The following is a 21452-nucleotide window of genomic DNA, read 5'->3' as shown; positions in this document are numbered from 1 at the left end:
GGGCCGGAGGCGTATCCGGGCCCGGTGAGACGCGCCCTTGCCGAGCGCCTCAGAGCGCCCGGGCGAGCTCCTCCATCGCGTGGAGCGGATCGGGCCCCGACGGCATCAGCACGACGCTCGACGCACCGGCCTCGTGCAGCAGGCCGATGCGGCGACGAGCGTCCTCGGGGGTGCCCACGACGGCCAGTTGGTCGACCCAGGCGTCGGGCAGGTCGCGGACGAAGGCGGCGCGGTCGGCGCTCTCGGCCCGCAGGCGGGCGAAGTCCTCCGCGAAGGGGAGCGGCTCGATGTGCGGCGCCCAGTCCGGCTCGCCGATCCACTCGAGTCCCAGCCGGACCGCGTCGCGCGCGGCGGCCGCGTCGTCGTCCACGGCGGCCACGTTGTAGGCGACGATCCGTCCGGTGCCGCCGAGGTGGCCGCGGGCCGCCGCGAGGTACTCCGGAGTGACGGGCTCGGCCAGGACGACCCCGTCGGCGATCCGGCCCGCGAGCGCCAGCGACTTCGGTCCGCGGACGCCGGCCAGCAGCGGCGGCACGACGGCGGGCGGCGACTCCAGGACGAGGCCGTCCACGTGCACGTAGCGGCCGGAGCGGTCGGTGCGCTCGCCGGAGAGCAGCGAGCGGATCGCGTCGAACTGCTCCTCGAGCAGGGTGAGCGGGCTGCGCGGCCAGACGCCGAGGCCGCGCAGCCAGTGCGGCATCCCGTGCCCGATGCCGGCGTGGACGCGGCCGGGGAACAGCTCGGCGAGAGTGCCGAGCTCCATCGCGGTGAAGGCCGCCGTGCGCACGGCGGCGGGCAGGATGCCGATGCCGACGACGATCCGCTCGGTGGCGGCGAGCACCGCGCCGGCCTGGGCGATGCCGCCGCGGAAGCCGAGGTCCTCGACCACCCAGAGCTCGTCGAAGCCGAGCTCCTCGGCGCGGCGGGCGTAGACGAGCACCTCGGAGGCGGGGAGATCGCGGGGGAGCAGGACGCCGACAGCGGTGTCGGAGGAGGAGGCGCGCATCCGGCCAGCGTAGGGCGTGCGGACACGCGGAGGGCCCGCCCGCACGATCGCGGACGGGCCCTCGCTCGTCGTCCTACTCGGCGGCCGCCTCGCCGATCCGCACCTGCTCGGGGCGGGTGGTCGAGACGACCTCGATGCGGCGGGGACGCGCCTTCTCGCTGACCGGGATGGTCACCGAGAGCACGCCGTTGTCGCAGGACGCGGCGATGCGCTCGGTGTCGACGCCCCGGCCGAGGCTCAGCTGGCGGACGAAGGTCGCCGACTGGCGCTCCCGGGTGATCCAGGTGACGTCGTCGCCGCCCGCGACGGTGCGCTGGGCGCGGATGGTGAGGAGCTGCCCGTCGACGTCGACGTCGACGGACCCGGGGTCGATGCCGGGGAGGTCGGCGGTGAGGACGTAGTGGTCGCCGTCCCGGTACAGGTCGATCGGCATCCGGCGGGGCCCCTGGCCGGAGCCGAGGAGGGCGGTGGCGAGGCGGTCCAGCTCGCGGACGGGGTCGTAGGTGACAGCCATGAGATCACTCCATTCAGTCGTGCAACGAAGAGTTCCAAGAGTTGAGCCGACCCGGCTCAATGCGAATAAATTAGCACTCGCGGAGGGAGAGTGCCAACGGATCGGCCCCTTTCGGCGTCAACTTCGTTACCCGTTCGTAACAAAGCTGGGCAATCGAGTTCGTAGGGTCGTTTCTGTGTGGAAACCGATCCGGTTCCCAGCGAATGTGAGTAAGGACATCGATTGCCGATCCACCTGTCCCACCGACCACCCGTCCGCCGCGCTGAGAGGCGCATCCTCGCGGGCCTCGCCGTCCTCGGAGTCGCCGCGACCGCGGCCTTCGCCACCACCGGCGCCAGTGCCGCCCCTCTCGCCGGCAGTGCCTCGCTCGTCGGCGGGCTCTCCGTCGGCCAGAGCTTCGACGACGGCGACTACGTCGTCACCCTCGTCGAGCCCTCCGCGGCCACCTACCAGGGCAGCGATGCCCGTTTCGCCCGCACCGCGCCCGTCGACGGTGCGCAGCTGCAGGCCGCCTCGGCTCCGGTGGAGGACTACTCCGCCCACCTCGAGCAGCGCCAGGAGGACGTCGCCTCCGCGGTCGACGCCGCCATCGGCTACCACTACACCGTCGCCCTCAACGGCTTCTCCGCGACCCTCTCGGGCGAGCAGGCGGGCGAGCTCGCGAGCCGCCGCGACGTCGCGCAGGTCCGCAAGGTCGAGGACCTGAAGGTCGACCGCGCCGCGCAGGCCTCGCCGCTCGCCGCGGCCGCCGCCGGCACCCCGGTGCCCGACACCGGACAGCAGCGCTCCACCGACTTCCTCGGCCTCGAGGGCGAGAACGGCGTCTGGCAGAAGCTGGGCGGCATCGACAAGGCGGGCGAGGGCGTCGTCGTCGGCGTCATCGACTCCGGCATCGCGCCCGAGAACCCCTCCTTCGAGGGCGCGCCCCTGGCGACCTCGCCCGGAGCGGCCCCCTACACGGACGGCACCACCACCTCCTTCGTGAAGTCGGACGGCGGCACCTTCGTCGGGTCCTGCTCGCCGGGGCTCCCCGCCTCCGAGCAGTGGGACGGCGACGAGTGCAACCAGAAGCTCATCGGCGCACGCTGGTTCCTCGCGGACGAGGAGGTCGGCTCGACGGACAACCCCGAGTACCGCTCCCCGCGCGACGCCGACGGACACGGCTCGCACACCGCGAGCACGGCAGCCGGCAACAACGGCGTCGAGGCGAGCGTCGACGGCTACGACTACGGGAAGATCTCCGGAGTCGCCCCGGCCGCCAAGGTCGCCGCGTACAAGGTCTGCTGGAACGGACCCGACGAGGGCACCGACGACGACGACTTCTGCTCCGGAGCGGGCATCCTCGCGGCCATCGACGCCGCGACCAAGGACGGCGTCGACGTCATCAACTTCTCGATCGGCGGCGGCTCGGCCACCTCGACCCTGACCGCGATCGACGAGGCGTTCCTCAACGCCGCCGCCGCGGGCGTCTTCGTCGCGGCCTCGGCCGGCAACTCGGGTGCGGGCGCCTCCACGCTCGACCACGCGTCGCCCTGGTACACCACGGTCGCCGCGTCCTCCATCCCGACCTACACCGCGACCGCCGCTCTCGGCGACGGCCAGAAGTTCGTCGGAGGATCCATCTCGGTCCACGAGGACGTCACCGGACCGCTGGTGAACAGCGCCGACGTCGTCCGCTCGGGCGCCGAGAACCCCGCCATCTGCGAGACCGGCACCCTCGACCCCGACAAGGTGAAGGGCACGATCGTCGCCTGCACCGCGGGCGTCACCGCGCGCGTCTCCAAGTCGGCCGAGGTCGAGCGGGCCGGCGGCATCGGCATGCTGCTGCTCAACCCGACCCCGAATGCCCTGCACGTCGACGACCACTCGGTCCCGAGCATCCAGATCGACTCGCAGGCCTACCAGGCGATCACGACCTACGCCGGTACCGCCGGTGCGACCGTGACCCTCTCCGAGGGCAACTCGTCCGGAGCCTCCATCCCCGTCCCGCAGGTCGCCGGCTTCTCGTCGCGCGGACCCGCTGAGGCGGACGGCGCCGACGTGCTGAAGCCCGACCTCACGGCGCCCGGCGTAGCGATCCTCGCCGACAGCTTCAACGCCGAGGGCGACGACCCCGCCTTCGCGTTCGAGTCCGGCACCTCGATGTCGTCGCCGCACGTGGCGGGCCTCGGCGCGCTGATCCTCGGCGCGACCCCGAAGGCCTCGCCGTCCGCGGTGAAGTCGGCCATGATGACCTCCGCCTACGACAGCGTCGACCAGTCGGGCGCCGCGTCCGAGGACGTCTTCGCCCAGGGCGCCGGACACGTCGACCCGGCCGCGTTCCTCGACCCCGGACTGCTCTACCAGAGCGGCACGGAGGACTGGATCGCGTTCCTCAAGGGTGCGGGCTACGTCTTCACCTCGAACCCGGTGATCGACCCGATCGCCGCGATCGACCCGTCCGACCTCAACCAGGCCTCGATCGCGATCGGCGCCCTCGCGGGCACGCAGACCGTGACCCGCACGGTCACCTCGACCGGCGCGGGCACCTACACCGCCTCGGTCGACGGCCTCGCCGGGATCGACACCGTCGTCTCGCCCTCGACCCTCTCCTTCACGGGTGCGGGCCAGACGGCGGAGTACACGGTCTCCTTCACCACCGGCTCGGCGGCGCTCAACCAGTTCGCCACCGGCTACCTGACCTGGGCGAGCGCGGAGCACGACGTCCGCAGCCCGATCGCGGTGCGCCCCGTCCTGCTGGACGCGCCCTACGAGGTCTCCGGCACCGGCTCGACCGGCACCGGCACGGTGACGGTCACGCCCGGCATCACCGGCGCGCTGCCGCTCACCGCGAGCGGTCTCGCCGAGGGCGTCCTCGCCGAGGACGCCACTGCCGCTGACGGCCACTCGGCGACGCTCCCCACGGGGAAGTCGCTGACGACCACCGTCGTGGTGCCGGAGGGCGCCGAGTTCGCCCGCTTCGATCTCGACTCGCTCGACGACGCGGCCGACCTCGACCTCACCGTCACCAGCGAGAGCACCGACAAGGTCTTCACCTCGGCGACCGGCTCGGCCGACGAGCGCGTCGACATCGCCGACCCCGCTCCGGGCGAGTACACGGTCCAGGCCGATGTCTACTCGACCGCTCCGGGATCCTCGACCGTCACGTTCGACTTCCGCAGCTTCGTCATCACTCCGGAGAACGGTCTCGGCTCGCTGAGCACCGACCCCGCCGTGGTCGACGCCGTGCAGGGCGAGCCGATCGCGTACGCGGTCTCCTGGTCGAACCTGGCGGGCCCGGCCCGCTACCTCGGCCGTGTCGCCTACACCGATTCGGGACTCGCGACGCTCGTGAGCGTCGACGTCACCGAGGCGGTCACCCCCACCCCGACGCCGACCGCGACTCCGGAGCCCACGGGCACCCCGGAGCCGACCGCGACGCCGACGGCCGGCCCCACCGCCGGACCGGGGGAGCCCACCTCCACGCCGACCGCCGGACCGGGCGCGCCCGGCCACGGCGCCGGCGGCCTCCCGTCGACGGGCTTCGACGGCGGTCTCCTCGGAGCCGCCGCCCTCGCCCTCCTCGGTGCAGGTGCTGTGATCACCGGCCTCCGACGCCGCGCCCTGGCGCAGCGTGAGGCGGGCGCCGCGGAGTAGTCCTCCGCGACCGCCGCGAACGGCCGTCCCCCTGCTCCTCCAGGAGCGGCGGGGGCGGCCGTTCGCCGTTCCCGGGCCGGGGAGGCGGAGACGGGGCGGCTCGTGGTGCGTGCCGGGAGCAGGACCGGCCGGGCTGCGTGGGGAACGGCTCGAGAGGGAAGGCGGGAGGGGGTCGGGGGAGAGAGCGGCGATCAGGCGGGGCGGAGCACCTTCGACTGCGGGCCCGGCGGCGCGATCGGCCCTGGATCCCGCTGCGGTAGCGCATCGACGGCGGCGCATCGACGGGAGAGCGCAGTGGCGACAAGCGGCTGCGAGCCTGGACGACGCGTTCGGTTCCGCTCCGGGGCCGCGGCGAGCGCATGGGGACAGTGGTGCCCGCTCGGGGACAGCGGTGCCCGCTCGGGGACAGCGGTGCCCGCTCGGGGACAGCGGTGCCCGCTCGGGGACAGCGGTGCACGGCTCCGGGCGAGCGCCCCTCGGCCTGAGCGGCCGCCGTCAGGATCAGAGGGAGCGGCGTCCCGCGATGACGCCGGAGACGACGGCGAGGACGCCGAAGACGATCGCGACGACCGGCTGGCCGAGGTCCAGCCACGCCAGCGCGGCGGCGCCCATCACGAGCAGCTCGATCAGCGAGCGGCCGTAGACGTCGATCGCGAGGACCGCGCGCGGCGAGAGGAAGAGCGCCCAGATCAGCGCGGCGACCACCGGAGCGCCGATGCCGAGGACGATGTTCCACGGGAGGTCCCACGACGCGAAGCCCCAGAGGGTGAAGGTCGCCAGCGCGACGAGCTCCAGGAGGAACCGGAGGATCGCGTTCGGGCCGATCCTGATGTCGGTGCCCGCGGTGTCCGCTCCTGCTCGATTCACGCCGACCATGCTAGCCGCCGGAGGTCAGCGGAAGATGATGGTGCGGGCCCCGTCGAGGAGCACCCGGTCCTCCGCGAACCACTTGACCGCCTGCGTGAGCGTACGGCTCTCCTCGTCCTGCCCGATCGCCACGAGCTGGGCGACCGAGTGCGAGTGGTCCACGCGCACCACGTTCTGCTCGATGATCGGCCCCTCGTCGAGGTCGCTGGTGACGAAGTGCGCGGTCGCCCCGATCAGCTTGACGCCGCGGGCGTGCGCCTGCTTGTAGGGGTTCGCGCCCTTGAAGCCCGGCAGGAACGAGTGGTGGATGTTGATGGCGCGGCCGGCCAGTCGCGCGCAGAGCTCGGGGGAGAGGATCTGCATGTAGCGCGCCAGGACCACGAGCTCGACGTCGTGCTCCTCGACGACCTCCAGCACGCGCTCCTCGAACCCGCGCTTCGACTCCGGCGAGACCACGGGTCGCGACTCGAAGGGCACGCCGTAGAACTCGGCGAGGTCGCGAAGGCTGCCGTGATTGGACAGGATCATCGGGATGTCCACCGCGAGCTGCCCGGCGCGCTGGCGGAAGAGCAGGTCGTTGACGCAGTGCGCGGCGGTGGAGGCGAGGACGAGGGTGCGCAGCGGCCGGCCGACGACGTCGAGGCGCCAGGTCATCCCGTAGTGCTCCGTGATCGGCAGCAGGGCGGCGGCGAACTCCTCGCGGCTGATGGGCGACTCCACCTGCAGGCGCATGAAGAAGCGGCCGGTGTCGGCGCTCGAGAACTGCTGGCTCTCGGTGATGTTGCCGCGGGCCTGGACGACGGCACCGGACACGGCGTGCACGATGCCCGGCTGGTCGGGGCAGGCGAAGGTCAGGGTCCAGTGGTTTCCCGCGGGCCGGGCGCCGGACCACGCGGCGTCGCTGCCCGTCGGACGGGTGCTCACGGGGGCGGGCCGGGGAGTCGCGGACGCGGCGGGTTCGGGCTGCATCCGCCCAGGATAACGGTGGGGCACGGGGCGGTCCGCGCGCCTCAGCCCGCATCGACGGACACGGCGGCGACGGGTCCCGTCCGCCCGTCCGGGGAGGAGTAGCGGACGCCGATCGTGTGCCTCCCGGGACCGACCTCCAGGGTCGCGGCGAGGACGGGGGCTCCGGGAGCGAGGGACCGCACCTGCTCGCCGTCGACCAGGAGGTCGAGGCCGTCCGCGTCGGGGTCGGCGAGCACGAGCACGCCGACCGCGCCCCCGCTCGACGCGGCCCGGGCGAGGAGCACCGGAGCGCGCAGGTCGACCGTCTCGGGGGCGCTGACTCCTGCGGCGGTGCGCGCCAGCACCGTGGTCGTGCCCGCGGGGAGGGGGAGCGCCGGCGCGGTCCAGGAGCCGTCGGCGTTGGCGGTGGCGGAGCCCACGCGGCGTCCGTCGGAGGCGTCCTCGAGGAGCACCGCGGCGCCGGGCGCGGCGGTGCCCCGGGCATCGGGCAGCAGCCGGCCGTCGGTGTCGAGCGCGAGGGTCGGTGCGGCCGGAGCGGGAGGTGCGGCCGGAGTGGGGGTCGTGACCGGCGCGGGAGTCGAGACCGGAGCGGAGGTGCTCGGCGCCCCTGTAGGGACCGGCGCCGGAGTGCTCGGTGCGTGCGTCGCTGCCGGAGCCGGAGTGTCCGGTGGGGGAGTCACGGTCGGAACAGGAACAGGAACAGGAACCGTGACCGGAGTGCTGGGTGCGGGGGTCGGGACCGGAACGGAGGGCAGGCCCGGGCCGTTGCCGATCGGGCCCGGCGCGGAGCTCCCGGTCGTGGTCCCCGGCGGCCCGGAGGGGGCCGGAGCCTCGGTGACGGCAGGGGAGGGCGCCGGTGCGGGGCTGCCGGTCACGGCAGGGCGGGACGGGGCGGGCTCGGCGGCAGGAGTCGGGGAGGCGGTCGCCTCGATCCCTCTCGACGCCGGTGCGCCGACGGGATCGTGGGACGGCTCCTGTTGCGGCGGGCGTCCCGTCCTCCCGGGGGTCGCGCGCGTCGCTCCGGCATCGTCCGACGCGGCCCGTCCGGCCACGGCCGGCACCGTGCTCCTCGGAGCGGCGCCGGAACCCCTGGACCGCCCCGCCGGATCGCCGTCCGCTGCACTCGTCCGGTCCGCGGCCTCCGGGTCCGTCTCCGGTCGGTCGGCGCTCGCCGTCGCTCCTCCGCTCGACGCCGGCGCAGCCGCCTCGGCCGTTGCGCGCTCGTCCACCCGCGCGGAGGCGTCCTCCGCCGCCACGAGCGCGCCGCCCCCGTTCCCGGACAGCAGCACCACCGCGCCGACGACTCCCGCGACCGCGAGTGCCGCCGCAGCGGACGCGGCGACGACTACTCCTGTTCCGCTGCCCGCTCTCGACGCTCGGACCGCTCTCGACGCTCGAACCGCGCTCGACGCCCGGACCGCGCTCGGCAGCGGACCGGAGGCCGCGCCAGAGCCCCCGCCCGCCGCCCAGGCTGCCGCACCGCTCACGCCGGCCGAGAGCGGCAGCAGCACCGACGCGAGGCGGCGCGCAGTGCTCTCGGCCTCCGCCAGCGCCTCCCGGCAGGAGAGGCACCCGTCCAGGTGCCGGTCGATGCGGTGCCTGTCCCGGACGGGGGCTCGTCCTCGCGCGTACGTCCCCGCCCGCTCGAGCACCCACTCGCACTCGCCCGTCGCCGAGGCGTCCGCCACGTGCTCCCGGATCCACGCGGAGCGCAGCCCCTCCCGCGCCCGCACCCCGAGCGCTGCGACCGCGTTGGGCCGCAGGCCCATCAGCGGTGCGGCGGCGGCGGGGGACAGGCCCTCCACCTCCGTGTACCAGAGCACCTCCTGCCAGCGCGGCGGCAGCGCCCGGAACGCGCGCGCGCCCAGGTCGCGCTCGAGGGCGGCGAGGGCGTGCGCCTCGGGATCGGGGCCGGCAGAGGGGAGGGCGCGGTCGGCCTCGTCGAACGGCCGCTCGTGCCGGTCCCGCCGGGCCCAGGATCCCGCGACGTTGCGGACGGTGGTGAAGAAGTAGGGGCGGAAGGCGCCCTCGGGTCCGCCGCCGCGCTCGATCGCCCGCAGGACGCGGAGGAACGCCTCCGAGACCAGGTCGTCGGGGTCGGAGCTGCTCGCCCACGCCCGGGCCACGGTGCGCCCGGCCGAGGAGTGGCGGCGCCAGAGCTCGGAGACCGCGTCGGTGCGGCCCTCCCGGACCAGCGCGACGAGCTCCTCGTCGCTGCGGCCGTCGATGCGCTCGGAGCGGCGTCGAGGACCCACGGCGACGCCCTCCCTCCCGGTCCCGCGCCGGGACCGCCCGAGGGATCGTCGCACGATCGCGCGTGCCCGCCCCCGACTGGCGCGACTCCCGCGCCACCCGGCCCGCTTGCTAGAGTGAGCCCGCCGCGACTGGCGTTCGGATGGGTGACCATCAGGGAGCGGCACCTCCTCCGGGGCAGCGCCCCGGACACTTTTCCCGCCGCACGCCTGGGCTGGAACGGATACCGTAGATCGGGTCGCCCGAACGAGCCGTGTCGCGCCGCAGCGACCTGCCGGGCCCCTTCCGTTTCCCAGCCAAGGAGCGTCCGTGTCCTCTTCCCCCGCCAGCCCCGGCGTCGCCGCCTCGTTCGACCAGCCCGTGTCGGTGGTCGACCCCGAGATCGCCGCCGTGCTCCAGCAGGAGCTCGACCGCCAGCGCGGCTACCTCGAGATGATCGCGAGCGAGAACTTCGTGCCGCGCGCGATCCTCGAGTCGCAGGGCTCCGTCCTGACCAACAAGTACGCCGAGGGCTACCCCGGACGCCGCTACTACGGCGGCTGCGAGTACGTCGACATCGCCGAGCAGCTCGCGATCGACCGCGCCAAGGCCCTCTTCGGCGCCGAGTTCGCCAATGTCCAGCCGCACTCCGGAGCCTCCGCCAACGCCGCGGCGCTCGCCGCGCTCGTGCAGCCCGGAGACACCATCCTCGGCCTCGAGCTCGCGCACGGCGGCCACCTGACCCACGGCATGAAGCTGAACTTCTCGGGCAAGCTCTACAACGCGACCGCGTACGGCGTCGACCCGCAGACCTTCCGCATCGACATGGACGCGGTCCGCGAGAAGGCCCTCGAGGTCCGTCCGCAGGTGCTCATCGCCGGCTGGTCCGCCTACCCCCGTCAGCTCGACTTCGAGGCGTTCCGCGCCATCGCCGACGAGGTCGGCGCGAAGCTCTGGGTCGACATGGCCCACTTCGCAGGCCTCGTGGCGGCGGGGCTGCACCCGTCGCCGGTGCCCTACGCCGACGTCGTGACGACCACCGTCCACAAGACGCTGGCCGGCCCGCGCTCGGGGCTCATCCTCGCGAAGCAGGAGTACGCCAAGAAGCTGAACTCGGCCGTCTTCCCCGGCCAGCAGGGCGGCCCGCTCATGCACGTGATCGCCGCGAAGGCGACCGCGTTCAAGCTCGCCGGCGAGCCCGAGTTCGCCGACCGCCAGGCACGCACCATCCGCGGCGCGCAGATCCTCGCCGAGCGCCTCACGGCGGCCGACTCGAAGGCCGAGGGCATCGACGTCCTGACCGGCGGCACGGACGTCCACCTCGTCCTCGCCGACCTGCGCGACTCGCCGCTGGACGGCAAGCAGGCCGAGGACCGCCTCCACGAGGTCGGCATCACGGTCAACCGCAACGCCGTGCCGTTCGACCCCCGCCCGCCGATGGTCACCTCGGGCCTGCGCATCGGCACGCCGGCGCTCGCGACCCGCGGCTTCGGCGACACGGAGTTCACCGAGGTCGCCGACGTCATCGCCGAGGCGCTCAAGCCCTCGGCCGACCTCGAGGCGCTGCGCGGCCGTGTCGCCCGCCTCACCGACGACTTCCCGCTCTACCCCGGGCTGTAGTCGATCCGCTGCACCACCCGCGCGGCGGAGGCCGGGGCACCGTCCCCCTCCGCCGCGCAACGACCGAGGAGCCCGAGATGACGGCACAGGTACTCGACGGCGTCGCGACGGCGACGGCGGTCAAGACGGAGATCGCGGAGCGGGTCGCCGCTCTGCGCGAGCGGGGCGTCGTGCCCGGGCTCGGAACGCTGCTGGTGGGGGACGATCCCGCCTCCCGCTCGTACGTCGCGGGCAAGCACCGCGACTGCGCGGAGGTCGGGATCGAGTCGATCCGCGTGGACCTCCCCGCGACCGCGTCGGCGGACGACATCCGCGCCGCCATCCGGCAGCTCAACGACTCGGAGGCCGTGACCGGGTACATCATCCAGCTCCCGCTGCCGAAGGGCATCGACGAGAACGCGATGCTCGAGCTCATGGATCCGGACAAGGACGCCGACGGCCTGCACCCCACCAACCTCGGCCGCCTGGTTCTCGGCGTCGAGGGCGAGCTGGACAGCCCGCTGCCCTGCACGCCGAACGGGATCGTCGAGATGCTGCAGCGCCACGGCATCCCGACCTCGGGCCGGCATGTCGTCGTCGTGGGCCGCGGGCTCACCGTCGGCCGTCCGCTCGGGCTCCTGCTCACGCGGAAGGGCCTCGACGCCACCGTGACCCTCACCCACTCCCGCACGGCCGATCTCGCCGCGGAGGTGCGCCGCGCCGACATCGTGGTGGCCGCCGTGGGCGTGCCCGGGCTCATCCGCGCCGACTGGGTGAAGCCCGGCGCCGCCGTGCTCGACGTGGGCATCACGCGGGTCGAGAACCCGGAGACGGGCCGCGCGAAGCTGACCGGCGACGTCGCACCGGAGGCGGCGGAGGTCGCGGGCTGGCTGTCGCCCGTGCCCGGCGGAGTCGGCCCGATGACGCGCGCGATGCTCATCCACAACGTGGTGACGGCGGCCGAGCGCGCCCTGCGCTGACCGGTCCCGCGCCACAGGACCCGCGCCGGACCGCGCTCGGGGGCGACGTCCAGTCGCCTGCCGGTAGCGTGGCCCGGCGCTCTCGCGTCCCCCACCCCGTCGGACACGTCCTCGGAGCGCGCCCCGCCCCACGAGGAGAACCCATGCTCACCGTCACCGCCTACGCCGCCCCCTCCGCGACCGAGCCGCTCGTCCCCACCACCATCGAGCGCCGCGACGTCGGACCGCACGACGTGCTCATCGAGATCGCCTACTCCGGCATCTGCCACTCCGACATCCACACCGTCCGCGGCGACTGGGGACCGGTGGCGTACCCGCTGACCGTCGGCCACGAGATCGTCGGCGTCGTCGCCGAGGTCGGCTCCGAGGTCACCAAGCACTCCGTCGGCGACCGCGTCGGCGTCGGCTGCATGGTGAACTCCTGCCGCGAGTGCGAGAACTGCCTCGCGGGCGAGGAGCAGTACTGCCTGAAGGGCAACACCGGCACCTACGCCTCCGTCGACCGCGACGGCACCATCACCCAGGGCGGCTACTCCACGCACGTCGTCGTCGTCGAGGACTTCGTGCTCCGCGTGCCGGAGTCGATCCCCTACGAGGCCGCCGCTCCGCTGCTGTGCGCGGGCATCACGACCTACTCGCCGCTCTCGCACTGGGAGGCGGGCCCCGGCAAGCGCGTGGCCGTCGTCGGCCTCGGCGGGCTCGGCCACATGGCCGTCAAGTTCGCGCACGCGATGGGCGCCGAGGTCACCGTGCTCTCGCAGACCCTCAGCAAGAAGGAGGACGGCCTCCGCCTGGGCGCCGACCACTACTACGCGACGCGCGACGAGGCGACCTTCACCGATCTCGCGAACACCTTCGACCTGATCGTCAACACGGTCAGCGCGCCCCTCGACCTCGACGCCTACCTGGGGCTCCTGCGCCGCAACGGCACGATGGTGAACGTGGGCGCTCCGGCCGAGGCGCTGCCGCTGCACGTCTTCACGCTCTTCGGCGCCCGTCGCTCCTTCGCGGGCTCGGGCATCGGCGGCATCCGCGAGACCCAGGAGATGCTCGACTTCTGCGCCGAGAAGGGCATCGCGAGCGAGGTCGAGGTCGTCTCGGCGTCGCAGATCAACGAGGCCTACGAGCGCGTCCTCGCCTCGGACGTCCGCTACCGCTTCGTGATCGACGCCTCCACGTTCGAGAAGTGAGGGCGGCCGGGGCGCTAGCCTCGGCGGCATGAGCGAACGGAGCCACCCGGCCGTCGACCGCGTCCTCGCCGACCTCGACCGGCACGGCGTGCACCCGACCGTGCGCTGGCTCGATTCGGCCGCGTCGACGGCGGCACTGGCGGCCGAGGCGCTGGGCGTCGACGTCGGCCAGATCGCCAACTCGCTCGTGTTCCTGATCGACGGTGCGCCGCTGCTGGTCCTGACCAGCGGCGGCCACCGCGTCGACACCGCCTGGCTGGGCGTGCAGCTGGGCGGATCGATCACCCGGGCGCCGGCCGCGGAGGTGAAGTCCGCGACGGGCCAGACGATCGGCGGGATCGCGCCGGTGGGCCATCCCGCGCCGCTGCGCACCGTGGTCGACACGGCCCTCGCCGCCTACGACGTGGTCTGGGCTGCGGCCGGGCACGCGCACACCGTCTACCCGACGAGCTTCGCCGAGCTGGTTCGGGTCACCGGGGGAGAAGGGCGCGCCGTCGTTCCGCCGGATCCGGCGCCGTAGCGGCTGGACGAGGAACGCCCCCTGCGACGCGAGGTCGCAGGGGGCGTCGACGGAAGCAGAGGTCAGAGCACCCGACCCGCGCCGTCGGCGGCCGTGACCAGGAAGAGCTCCGGAGTCGTGAAGCCCTTCTCGGCGAAGGCGGCGAGGACCGCGGCGCGGACCTCCTCCTCCTTCTCCACCGGGGTGAGGGCGATCGCGGAGCCGCCGAAGCCGCCGCCGGTCATCCGGGCGCCGATCGCTCCGGCGCCGCGCGCCGCCTCGACGGCGGTGTCGAGCTCGGGCACCGAGATCTCGAAGTCGTCGCGGAGGGAGACGTGGCCGGCGTCGAGCAGATCGCCGATCGCCCGGGGACCGTGCTCGCGCAGGGTGCGGACGGTCTCGAGCACGCGGACGTCCTCGGTCACGACGTGCTTCACGCGCCGGTAGGTGACGTCGTCGAGGAGCTCCTGGGCGCGCGGCAGGTCGTCGACCGTCAGCTCGCGGAGCGACGGCACGCCGAGGGTCGCGGCGCCGAGCTCGCAGGAGGCGCGCCGCTCGGCGTAGCCGCCGGTGGCGTGCGCGTGCTCGACGCGCGTGTCGACGACGAGCAGGACGAGGCCGGCCTCCTCGAAGCCGAGGGGGACGACCTCGGTGTCGAGGCTGCGGCAGTCCAGGAACACCGCGGCGTCGCGCTTCCCGAAGAGGGAGGCGGACTCGTCCATGATCCCGGTGGGGGCGCCGACCGCGACGTTCTCGGCGCGACGGCCGACGCGGGCCATCGTCGCGCGGTCGAAGCCGAGGTCCCAGAGCTCGTCGAGGGCGACGGCCATCGCGCACATCAGCGCCGCCGAGCTCGAGAGCCCCGCGCCGACCGGCACGTCGGAGTCGACGTACGCGTCGAAGCCCGAGCGGGAGCCCAGGTCGACGCCGTACTCGGTGAGCGCCCAGACCACGCCGAGCGGGTAGGCCGACCAGCCGGTCACGGCGCCGGGGCCGAGCTCGTCGAGAGCGACCTCGACCACCTCGGGGGAGAAGGCGCTGCTGATCCGGATCAGGCGGTCCTCCCTCGGAGCGACGGCCATCGCCGTGGCGCGGTCGATCGCGAAGGGGAAGACGAAGCCGTCGTTGTAGTCGGTGTGCTCGCCGATCAGGTTCACGCGGCCGGGGCCGGCCCAGACGCCCGCGGCGGGGCGGCCGAAGGTGCGCTCGAAGGCGGCGGCCGCGCTCTCGGCGACGGCGGTCAGGGATGCGGGAGCGGCGGTCATCGGTTCTCCTCGGCGATGTCGGCGGCGGTGGTGGCGGGAGTGGCGGCGCCGCCGGGAAGCGAGTCGTCGCTGTGCGCGGCGACCGGCAGCGCCGCGTCGGGGCGCTGTGCGATCCCGGCCTCGAGCACGGCCGCTTCGGCCCGCTCGATCGCCGCGCGCAGGGCCGCGGCGCTCGTCTCGGGGGCGATGTCGCCGATCCAGGCGCCCATCGCGGCCTCGCTCCCCGCGAGGTACTTGAGCTTCGTCTCGGCGCGGCGGGGCGAGGTGATCTGGAGCATCAGGCGCACCTCGTCGCGGCGCTCGTGCACCGGGGCCTGGTGCCAGGCGGCGATGTAGGGCGTCGGGGTGTCGTAGAGGGCGTCGATGCCGCGGAGCAGGCGCTGGTACATCACAGCCAGCTCGTCGCGCTCCTCCGGGGTCGTCGCCGCCAGGTCCGGGACGTGGCGGTGCGGCAGGAGGTGCACCTCGACGGGCCAGCGCGCGGCGAACGGCACGAACGCGGTGAAGTGCTCGCCGCGGAGTAGGACGCGCTCGCCGGCCTGCTCGAAGGCGAGGACGTCGGCGAACATCGACGGCCCGTAGCTGTCGAGCGAGGCGAGCAGGCGGGTCGTGCGCGGCGTGACGTAGGGGTAGGAGTAGATCTGCCCGTGGGGATGGTGCAGCGTGACGCCGATCGCCTCGCCGCGGTTCTCGAACGGGAAGACCTGCTGCACGCCGGGAAGGGCCGAGAGGGCGCCCACGCGGTCGGCCCAGGCCTCGACCACGGTCCGGGCTCGGGAGGCGCTGAGCGTGGCGAACGAGCCCTCGTGCTCGGGGCTGAAGCAGACGACCTCGCAGCGGCCGACGCTGGTCAGCGTCCGGCCGAGCCCGAGAGTGCGCAGGTCCTCCAGGGAGGCGGGCGCGTCCGCGTCCTCGAGGAGCGGGCCGAAGGAGGGGGAGCGGTTCTCGAAGACGGCGACGTCGTAGCGGCTGGGCACCTCCGACGGGTTCGTCGGCGACGCCGGGGCGAGCGGATCGAGCTCGGCCGGCGGCAGGAACACGCGGTTCTGGCGCGACGCGGCGATGGAGACCCACTCGCCGGTCAGCACGTCCTGGCGCATCCGCGCGGTGGCAGGGCGGGGGTCGAGGTGGCGGGCGTCGGCGGCGCGCTCCGGGGGGAGGGTCGTGTCGGCGTCGTCGAAGTAGAGGAGCTCGCGGCCGTCGGCCAGCGTGTGCGGGCGCTTGACGACGCCGGCGGAGAGTGTGATCGCTTCGTTCATGGCAGGAGTCAGACTAGGGCCGCACCTTCGAAAAGGAAAGCTCGTTTTCCCTTTGACAAGTCCACCGGCCCGCGGGCACGATGGGCGGATGAGGACGGACGGCGAGCAGGAGTCCACGTCGGCGATCGAGCGCCGGCTGCGGCTGCGTCTGGCCGCCGAGAGCTCGGGCTTCGTCGGGGTCGCCCCGATGGCCGACATGCTCGGGGTCTCGGTCGTCACGGTCCGCTCCGATCTCGCCCTGCTCGCGAGCGAGGGCGTCCTCCAGCGGGTGCGCGGAGGGGCGATCCCGGCGCCGAGGCCCACCGGTGAGCGCTCGCTCGAGGAGGGCCTGAGCGCCGCCTCCGACGAGAAGGCCGCGATCGGCGAGGAGGCCGCCGCCTCCGTCTCCTCCGGGCAGAGCATCGTGCTCGACGTGGGCACCACCCCGCTCGCCATCGCGCACGCGCTCGTGGCGCGGGAGGAGCTGCGCGACGTCACGGTGATCACGAACGGCCTCTCCACGGCGCTGGCGCTCGAGCCGGCCATCCCGCGCTTCACGGTCGTCGTCACCGGGGGCACTCTGCGGCCGCTGCAGCACTCGCTGGTCGAGCCGCTCGCGTCCGAGCTGCTCGAGCGGATCCGCGCCGACATCGCCTTCATCGGCTGCACCGGCGTGCACCCCGATGCCGGCGTCACCAACGTCAACCTCCCGGAGGCGACCCTGAAGCGCCGGATGCTGCAGGCGGCGACCCGCCGGGTCGTGGTCGCGGACTCCTCGAAGCTCGGAGTGGTCGACCTCGGCCGGGTCGCCGCTCCCGACGAGTTCGACCGTCTGCTCACGGGGGCGGGCGCCGCCGACGGACTCATCGCCGCTCTGGAGGAGGCGGGGCTCGCGGTCACCCGCTGCCGGACGCTCGGCGAGCGCGTCAGTCCGTAGGATCGAGGAATGGCCGACTTCACCCCCGCCCCCGCCACCGGGCGCCAGTTCTCGCTCGACCTCACCGCCGAGGGACGCACCCTGCACGCCGTCGTGACGGAGGTGGCCGCAGCGCTGCGCCACCTCTCGGTCGACGGAGTGGAGATCACCGCCTCCTACCCGGAGAGCACCGTCCCGCCGTTCGGCTCGGGCATCGTCCTGATGCCCTGGCCCAACCGCGTCAAGGACGGGCGCTGGCACCACCGCGGCGAGACGCTCCAGCTCGCGATCACCGAGCCGAAGTACCACAACGCCATCCACGGCCTCCTGGTGAGCACCCCGTACCGCCTCGTCGACCAGGGCCCGTCCTTCGTCGAGCTGGCCGCGCCGGTCGTGCCGCAGGCGGGCTACCCGTTCCACCTCGAGACCTCGGTCCGCTACGAGCTGCAGGCCGACGGGCTGAAGGTCGTCCACCGCGTCGTCAACGTCGGAGCCGACGAGGCGCCCGTCGCCATCGGCACGCACCCCTTCCTCGCCATCGGCGACGTCCCGACCGACGAGCTCGAGATCACCGTCGACGCGGCGGTGCACATCGAGGTCGACGAGCGCCTCAACCCCACCGTGCAGAACCCGGTCGAGGGCACCGAGTGGGACCTCCGCTCCGGCCGCCGCATCGGCGACCTCGAGCTCGACGACGCCTGGGCCGACGTCCGGATGGTCGACGGCGAGAGCGTGCACGGCCTCCGCGCCGCGGACGGCCGCCGCGTGCTCCTCTGGGCCGACGCCTCGCACAACTTCATCCAGGTCTTCATCACCCGGATCTTCCCCGACGGCGACGACGTGAAGACCGCGATCGCCGTGGAGCCGATGACCGCTCCCGCCGAGGCGTTCAACAGCGGGCAGGGCCTGCGCTGGCTCGAGCCGGGCGAGGAGTGGACCGTCGCGTGGGGCATCCGCCACGAGGGGTTCCCCACCGCGTCATGACCACCCTCGCGGCGGTCGGGCGCGACGACGAGGCCAAGCGCGTCGCTCTCGTCCGGATGAAGCGGCTCGCCACGGGCCTGCTCGTGGTGATGGCCGTCGTCTTCGCCGTGTCGTTCGCCCTGCAGGAGCGCTACCCGTGGCTGCAGTGGGTCCGGGCCGCGAGCGAGGGCGGGATGGTCGGCGCGCTCGCCGACTGGTTCGCCGTGACCGCGCTGTTCCGGCGGCCGCTGGGCCTGCCGATCCCGCACACCGCGATCATCCCGACCAAGAAGGACGAGATCGGCGCGAGCCTCGCGCAGTTCGTCGAGGAGAACTTCCTCCGCGGCGCCATCGTGCGCGAGAAGCTCGACTCCTTCGGGATCGCCCGGCGGGCGGGGCTGTGGCTCGCCGAGCCGGAGAACGCGCACCGGGTCGGCGGCGAGAGCGCCGCGGCCGTCCGCTCGGCGATCGCCCTGCTGGACGACTCCGACGTGCAGCGCGTGATCGAGGCGCTGGCACGGCGCCACCTCCTCGACCCGCAGTGGGGCCCGCCGCTGGGCTCGCTGGTGGGAAGCGTGGTCGAGGCCGGCCACCACCGGCGCCTCGTGGACACGCTGGTGGAGCAGGCGGAGGCGTGGCTGACCGCGAACCCGCAGAGCTTCACCCGCATGGTCAGCGGCCGCCTGCCGAGCTGGCTGCCCTCCGCGGTCAGCCGAGCGGTGGACGAGCGGCTGTACCGCGAGGCGCTCGTCTTCGTCGCCGCGGTGCGCGAGGACCAGGTTCACCCGTTCCGGATCGCGATCGACGGCTACCTCGCCACGCTGGCGCAGGATCTGGGCACAGACCCCGACCTGATCGCCCGGGTCGAGGAGATCAAGAACCGCGCCTTCGACAGCCCGCGCGTCCGCGAGCTCGCCGGGGACGCCTGGGAGGCGACGAAGGCCTCCCTCCTCGGCGCGATGGACGACCCGTCGAGCCCCCTCCGCGGCAGCATCGAGTCGATCGTGGTCGATCTGGGCCGCCGGCTCTCGACCGACGCCGGTCTCGCGGCGACCGTCGACTCCTGGATCGGATCGGTCGCGGCCAACCTGGTCGACCGCTACCGCACCGACATCGCCAGCATCATCGGCGACACCATCCACCGCTGGGACCCGCGCGAGACGTCCGAGAAGCTCGAGCTGCAGGTCGGGAAGGACCTCCAGTTCATCCGGATCAACGGCACCGTCGTGGGCTCCCTGGCCGGGCTGGTCATCTTCACCGTCGCGCACGCGCTGCTCGGCTCGTGAAGCGGGGCGCCCGGGCCCGCTCCGCAAGCCCTCGTCGGCGTCGGTGGTCGGGCGTACGGTCGCACCATGAGCGATGACAACACCACCGATCCCGATGTCAAGACCGAGGGCGACGTCCTCGGCGCCCGTGCCGACGACGGCAGCGACACCAGCGCCAGCAAGGACCCGTCCGACTGGGTCACCGGCGACGAGCCGATGACCGGCCCGCAGCGCAGCTACCTCGACACCCTCGCGCGCGAGGCGGGCGAGACCCTGCCCGCCGACCTCACCAAGGCCCAGGCCTCCGAGCACATCGACCGCCTGCAGTCCTCCACGGGCCGTGGCGACGGCAGCAACGGGCACGACTGATCCCGCCGGGGCGCCCCGGGGCTGAGCATCAGTCCCCGTCGGCGCCCCCGTCCGGGGCGCGCACACCGCGCCCCGGCGTCCCTAGGGTTCCGTCATGGCGATCTCCCGCACCACGCGCAACGCCCTCGACCTCATCGACGCGATCCGGATCCCCGGCCGCATCGATCCCCGTCTGGCCCGGCAGGTGACCCTGTCCCTCCGCCAGCTCCTCGAATCCGGAGCCTTCGGCCCGAGCGAGCGGCTCCTCCGCCGCCGCGCGAGGAGGCTCCGCTCCCGCACCCGCGAAGCGGCCGCGTTCCGGCAGACGCGCTCGGCCGGCTGCACCGTCCAGCCCTGAGTCCGCTGAACGGAGCCGCTCCGCTGTGACCGGCGACGGGACAGACACCGTTCGCGCGGTCGTCTAGAGTTCCTGGCATCCGGTCCGCCGGATGCCCGCCGCAGTCTCCCGGCCGGTCGACAACGGAGTCGTCCCGGTGCGGGTCATCCCCCCGTTCGCGCGTCGAACGCCCCGCTGGTTCCAGCACCCCGCTCCCTCCTCGAGAAGGGACTCCCGCGATGACGACTCGCGTCTCGCACACCGCGACGACCGTCCGCCTCGTCCGCTGGTACCGGATCGACTCCGACTGGCTCTCGGAGGTCGTCACCGGCCGCCTGCTCGAGCACCAGGACGGCCGCTGGCGCCTGCTCGTCGGCGAGAAGGTCCGCGACTACCCGGACGAGGTGTGGTCGCTCTGCCACGAGTGACGCCGTCGCGGAGCACCGCGGCCCGGACGAGCCGTCAGAGGTAGAGGTAGTACGTCTTCGCGCAGTCCATCGAGCAGAACGGGTCACGGCGGCGGGCCGGCCGGAAGCGGCACGCCTCGCACAGCCGAGGCCGGCGCAGGAGGACGCGGAGGACGGTCAGCACCTCTGCACGGTAGTGCGGCGACGTGGCTGCGCCCTGGCACTGTCCGGAAAGCGCGACCAGGCGGTCGTGTGGTGGGCCCCGTCGGGCTCGAACCGACGACCCGCGGATTAAAAGTCCGCTGCTCTGCCAACTGAGCTAGAGGCCCGCGCGCTCCAGGGTAGCGGGCCGTCGACGCCCCCGGAGCAGGTGCGGCCCGGAGCAGGTGCGGCCCGGAGCGCGGACGATCCCGGAGCGGACCGCGTCCTCCGCGCGGGCATACCCGCCCAGCCGCGGGCGTTACCCTCCTCGAACCCCCTACGGAGCGCGAGCGCGAGAGCGTCCGCGCGCACGACCGCGGAAGGCGGCCCCATGACAGACGGCTTCCACAAGCCGACCAAGTTCCCCTCCCACGTCTTCGAGGCGTTCCAGGGAGGAGAGGACCCGGCGCAGATCAGCCGCGTCGCCCACGAGACCGCGATCGCGCTGCTGAGCCGTGTCCGGAACGACCCCGACCCGGTGGTCATCGACCGCCTGGTCGAGTACACCGACCACAACGGCATCGACGCGCTGGCCGAGCTCTGGGCGCGCTCCAGCGCGGCGAGCCTGCCGGGCGCCCTCTGGCGGATCTACCTGCTGCGGCTGGTCATCCGGCAGGACCCGGAGAGCACGAGCTTCCTCTACCAGCGCGGAGTCGAGCTGTCCGCCACGATCGACCCGGTGGTCGCCGGAGCCAGCACTCCCACGGGGCCGGCCGAGATCACCGAGCTGGCCGACCGGATCCTCCGCGGCGTCTTCGACGGCGACTTCGCGGTGGCACTGGACCGCGCCGCGGCGTTCTGCCGCGTGAGCGCCTCCGGAGCCGTCTCGGTCGCCGACGACGTGGAGCCGGTGAACCCCGCCCGGGCGAGCGAGCTGACCACCCGCGCCCTGCGCCTCTCGACCACCGCGGCCGAGCTCGTGAGCTGCGCGCGGCTGTGGCGGAGCGACTCCTTGGAGTGACGCGCAACCCGCGTTCACCCACTGCGAACGCCGCTCGCCGCCACCGCGGAGGCCTTTGG

Annotated in this window: 20 protein-coding genes and 1 tRNA gene; 12 read left to right on the top strand and 9 right to left on the bottom strand. The window is 73.7% G+C overall.

Annotated elements, in window-relative coordinates; translation table 11 throughout:
- Positions 1-49: 49 nt before the first annotated feature.
- Together C5C35_RS10625 and C5C35_RS10620 are read right to left on the bottom strand one after the other, a co-directional pair.
- Positions 50-1006: an LLM class flavin-dependent oxidoreductase gene (locus tag C5C35_RS10625; protein ID WP_104263073.1), complete on the bottom strand. Its 957-nt coding sequence runs from the start codon at positions 1004-1006 to the stop codon at positions 50-52.
- A gap of 73 nt (positions 1007-1079) precedes the next feature.
- Positions 1080-1520 carry an Hsp20/alpha crystallin family protein gene (locus C5C35_RS10620; protein ID WP_104263072.1) on the bottom strand — a complete coding sequence of 147 codons (441 nt, stop codon included), beginning with the start codon at positions 1518-1520 and terminating at the stop codon, positions 1080-1082.
- A 222-nt stretch (positions 1521-1742) separates the two neighbouring features.
- Here C5C35_RS10620 and C5C35_RS10615 point away from each other — a divergent pair, with 222 nt between their 5' ends.
- Positions 1743-5156, top strand: coding sequence for a S8 family serine peptidase (locus C5C35_RS10615; RefSeq protein ID WP_104263071.1), 3414 nt, complete (start codon positions 1743-1745; stop codon positions 5154-5156).
- A 501-nt stretch (positions 5157-5657) separates the two neighbouring features.
- Here C5C35_RS10615 and C5C35_RS10610 read toward each other — a convergent pair.
- The 3 genes from C5C35_RS10610 to C5C35_RS10600 are packed head-to-tail and all read right to left on the bottom strand — an operon-like array spanning position 5658 to position 9247.
- Complete coding sequence (locus tag C5C35_RS10610; protein WP_258069036.1) at positions 5658-6023, bottom strand: YrdB family protein; 366 nt, start codon at positions 6021-6023, stop codon at positions 5658-5660.
- Between the two features lie 24 nt (positions 6024-6047).
- Positions 6048-6992: a formyltetrahydrofolate deformylase gene (gene purU / locus C5C35_RS10605; protein ID WP_104247704.1), complete on the bottom strand. Its 945-nt coding sequence runs from the start codon at positions 6990-6992 to the stop codon at positions 6048-6050.
- 41 nt (positions 6993-7033) lie between these two features.
- On the bottom strand, positions 7034-9247 hold the full coding sequence (locus tag C5C35_RS10600; RefSeq protein ID WP_146084589.1) for a sigma-70 family RNA polymerase sigma factor: 2214 nt from the start codon (positions 9245-9247) through the stop codon (positions 7034-7036).
- Positions 9248-9554: 307 nt separating this feature from the next.
- On the opposite strand from C5C35_RS10600, the gene glyA reads away from it, so the two are divergent.
- From glyA to C5C35_RS10580, 4 genes are all read left to right on the top strand, one after another.
- On the top strand, positions 9555-10844 hold the full coding sequence (glyA, locus tag C5C35_RS10595; protein WP_104224723.1) for a serine hydroxymethyltransferase: 1290 nt from the start codon (positions 9555-9557) through the stop codon (positions 10842-10844).
- Positions 10845-10921: 77 nt separating this feature from the next.
- Positions 10922-11803, top strand: coding sequence for a bifunctional methylenetetrahydrofolate dehydrogenase/methenyltetrahydrofolate cyclohydrolase (locus tag C5C35_RS10590; RefSeq protein ID WP_104247702.1), 882 nt, complete (start codon positions 10922-10924; stop codon positions 11801-11803).
- Positions 11804-11946: 143 nt separating this feature from the next.
- Positions 11947-12993, top strand: coding sequence for an NAD(P)-dependent alcohol dehydrogenase (locus C5C35_RS10585; protein ID WP_104233905.1), 1047 nt, complete (start codon positions 11947-11949; stop codon positions 12991-12993).
- Between the two features lie 28 nt (positions 12994-13021).
- Positions 13022-13513 carry a YbaK/EbsC family protein gene (locus C5C35_RS10580; RefSeq protein WP_104227277.1) on the top strand — a complete coding sequence of 164 codons (492 nt, stop codon included), beginning with the start codon at positions 13022-13024 and terminating at the stop codon, positions 13511-13513.
- Between the two features lie 62 nt (positions 13514-13575).
- Here the strand turns inward: C5C35_RS10580 and galK are convergent, their stop codons facing one another.
- Both galK and galT read right to left on the bottom strand, forming a co-directional pair.
- A complete protein-coding gene (gene galK, locus C5C35_RS10575; protein ID WP_104224719.1) occupies positions 13576-14757 on the bottom strand; it encodes a galactokinase in 1182 nt (393 codons plus the stop codon).
- A complete protein-coding gene (galT, locus tag C5C35_RS10570; RefSeq protein WP_104263068.1) occupies positions 14754-16016 on the bottom strand; it encodes a galactose-1-phosphate uridylyltransferase in 1263 nt (420 codons plus the stop codon). Before galT ends, galK begins: the two co-directional genes overlap by 4 nt.
- Before the next feature lie 88 nt (positions 16017-16104).
- Here galT and C5C35_RS10565 point away from each other — a divergent pair, with 88 nt between their 5' ends.
- The 6 genes from C5C35_RS10565 to C5C35_RS10540 all read left to right on the top strand — a co-directional run bounded on the left by C5C35_RS10565 (position 16105) and on the right by C5C35_RS10540 (position 20252).
- Positions 16105-16932: a DeoR/GlpR family DNA-binding transcription regulator gene (locus C5C35_RS10565; protein WP_104263067.1), complete on the top strand. Its 828-nt coding sequence runs from the start codon at positions 16105-16107 to the stop codon at positions 16930-16932.
- A gap of 9 nt (positions 16933-16941) precedes the next feature.
- Entirely contained in the window at positions 16942-17895 is a 954-nt protein-coding gene (locus C5C35_RS10560; RefSeq protein ID WP_104263066.1) for an aldose 1-epimerase family protein, read from the top strand.
- Positions 17892-19160, top strand: a complete 1269-nt coding sequence (locus tag C5C35_RS10555) for a DUF445 domain-containing protein (RefSeq protein WP_104224715.1) — start codon at positions 17892-17894, stop codon at positions 19158-19160. Before C5C35_RS10560 ends, C5C35_RS10555 begins: the two co-directional genes overlap by 4 nt.
- A gap of 66 nt (positions 19161-19226) precedes the next feature.
- Positions 19227-19508 (top strand): DUF3072 domain-containing protein, encoded by a 282-nt coding sequence (locus C5C35_RS10550; RefSeq protein WP_104224714.1) that lies wholly within the window; start codon positions 19227-19229, stop codon positions 19506-19508.
- A 94-nt stretch (positions 19509-19602) separates the two neighbouring features.
- Positions 19603-19845, top strand: coding sequence for a hypothetical protein (locus tag C5C35_RS10545; protein WP_104224713.1), 243 nt, complete (start codon positions 19603-19605; stop codon positions 19843-19845).
- 218 nt (positions 19846-20063) lie between these two features.
- Positions 20064-20252, top strand: coding sequence for a hypothetical protein (locus tag C5C35_RS10540; protein ID WP_104224712.1), 189 nt, complete (start codon positions 20064-20066; stop codon positions 20250-20252).
- A 34-nt stretch (positions 20253-20286) separates the two neighbouring features.
- Here the strand turns inward: C5C35_RS10540 and C5C35_RS17260 are convergent, their stop codons facing one another.
- Together C5C35_RS17260 and C5C35_RS10535 are read right to left on the bottom strand one after the other, a co-directional pair.
- Complete coding sequence (locus C5C35_RS17260) at positions 20287-20415, bottom strand: hypothetical protein (RefSeq protein ID WP_258069034.1); 129 nt, start codon at positions 20413-20415, stop codon at positions 20287-20289.
- A 69-nt stretch (positions 20416-20484) separates the two neighbouring features.
- Positions 20485-20560, bottom strand: a tRNA-Lys gene (locus C5C35_RS10535).
- 203 nt (positions 20561-20763) lie between these two features.
- Here C5C35_RS10535 and C5C35_RS10530 point away from each other — a divergent pair.
- Positions 20764-21393 carry a DNA-directed RNA polymerase subunit beta gene (locus C5C35_RS10530; RefSeq protein ID WP_104227273.1) on the top strand — a complete coding sequence of 210 codons (630 nt, stop codon included), beginning with the start codon at positions 20764-20766 and terminating at the stop codon, positions 21391-21393.
- Positions 21394-21452: the final 59 nt, after the last annotated feature.

Source organism: Rathayibacter sp. AY1F8 (genome assembly GCF_002932165.1).
Lineage (GTDB): Bacteria > Actinomycetota > Actinomycetes > Actinomycetales > Microbacteriaceae > Rathayibacter.
The sequence above is the reverse complement of the archived record's forward strand: the minus strand, read 5'-3'. Positions and strand labels throughout refer to the sequence as shown.

Excerpts from the sequence above, each read along its gene's own strand:
- C5C35_RS10560 (WP_104263066.1), top strand. The coding sequence starts at position 16,942 with ATGGCCGACTTCACCCCCGCCCCCGCCACCGGGCGCCAGTTCTCGCTC.
- C5C35_RS10545 (WP_104224713.1), top strand. The coding sequence starts at position 19,603 with ATGGCGATCTCCCGCACCACGCGCAACGCCCTCGACCTCATCGACGCG.
- galT (WP_104263068.1), bottom strand. The coding sequence starts at position 16,016 with ATGAACGAAGCGATCACACTCTCCGCCGGCGTCGTCAAGCGCCCGCAC.
- C5C35_RS10540 (WP_104224712.1), top strand. The coding sequence starts at position 20,064 with ATGACGACTCGCGTCTCGCACACCGCGACGACCGTCCGCCTCGTCCGC.
- C5C35_RS10585 (WP_104233905.1), top strand. The coding sequence starts at position 11,947 with ATGCTCACCGTCACCGCCTACGCCGCCCCCTCCGCGACCGAGCCGCTC.
- C5C35_RS10550 (WP_104224714.1), top strand. The coding sequence starts at position 19,227 with ATGAGCGATGACAACACCACCGATCCCGATGTCAAGACCGAGGGCGAC.
- purU (WP_104247704.1), bottom strand. The coding sequence starts at position 6,992 with ATGCAGCCCGAACCCGCCGCGTCCGCGACTCCCCGGCCCGCCCCCGTG.
- C5C35_RS10530 (WP_104227273.1), top strand. The coding sequence starts at position 20,764 with ATGACAGACGGCTTCCACAAGCCGACCAAGTTCCCCTCCCACGTCTTC.
- C5C35_RS10590 (WP_104247702.1), top strand. The coding sequence starts at position 10,922 with ATGACGGCACAGGTACTCGACGGCGTCGCGACGGCGACGGCGGTCAAG.
- C5C35_RS10580 (WP_104227277.1), top strand. The coding sequence starts at position 13,022 with ATGAGCGAACGGAGCCACCCGGCCGTCGACCGCGTCCTCGCCGACCTC.
- C5C35_RS10565 (WP_104263067.1), top strand. The coding sequence starts at position 16,105 with ATGAGGACGGACGGCGAGCAGGAGTCCACGTCGGCGATCGAGCGCCGG.
- C5C35_RS10555 (WP_104224715.1), top strand. The coding sequence starts at position 17,892 with ATGACCACCCTCGCGGCGGTCGGGCGCGACGACGAGGCCAAGCGCGTC.
- galK (WP_104224719.1), bottom strand. The coding sequence starts at position 14,757 with ATGACCGCCGCTCCCGCATCCCTGACCGCCGTCGCCGAGAGCGCGGCC.
- C5C35_RS10625 (WP_104263073.1), bottom strand. The coding sequence starts at position 1,006 with ATGCGCGCCTCCTCCTCCGACACCGCTGTCGGCGTCCTGCTCCCCCGC.
- C5C35_RS10620 (WP_104263072.1), bottom strand. The coding sequence starts at position 1,520 with ATGGCTGTCACCTACGACCCCGTCCGCGAGCTGGACCGCCTCGCCACC.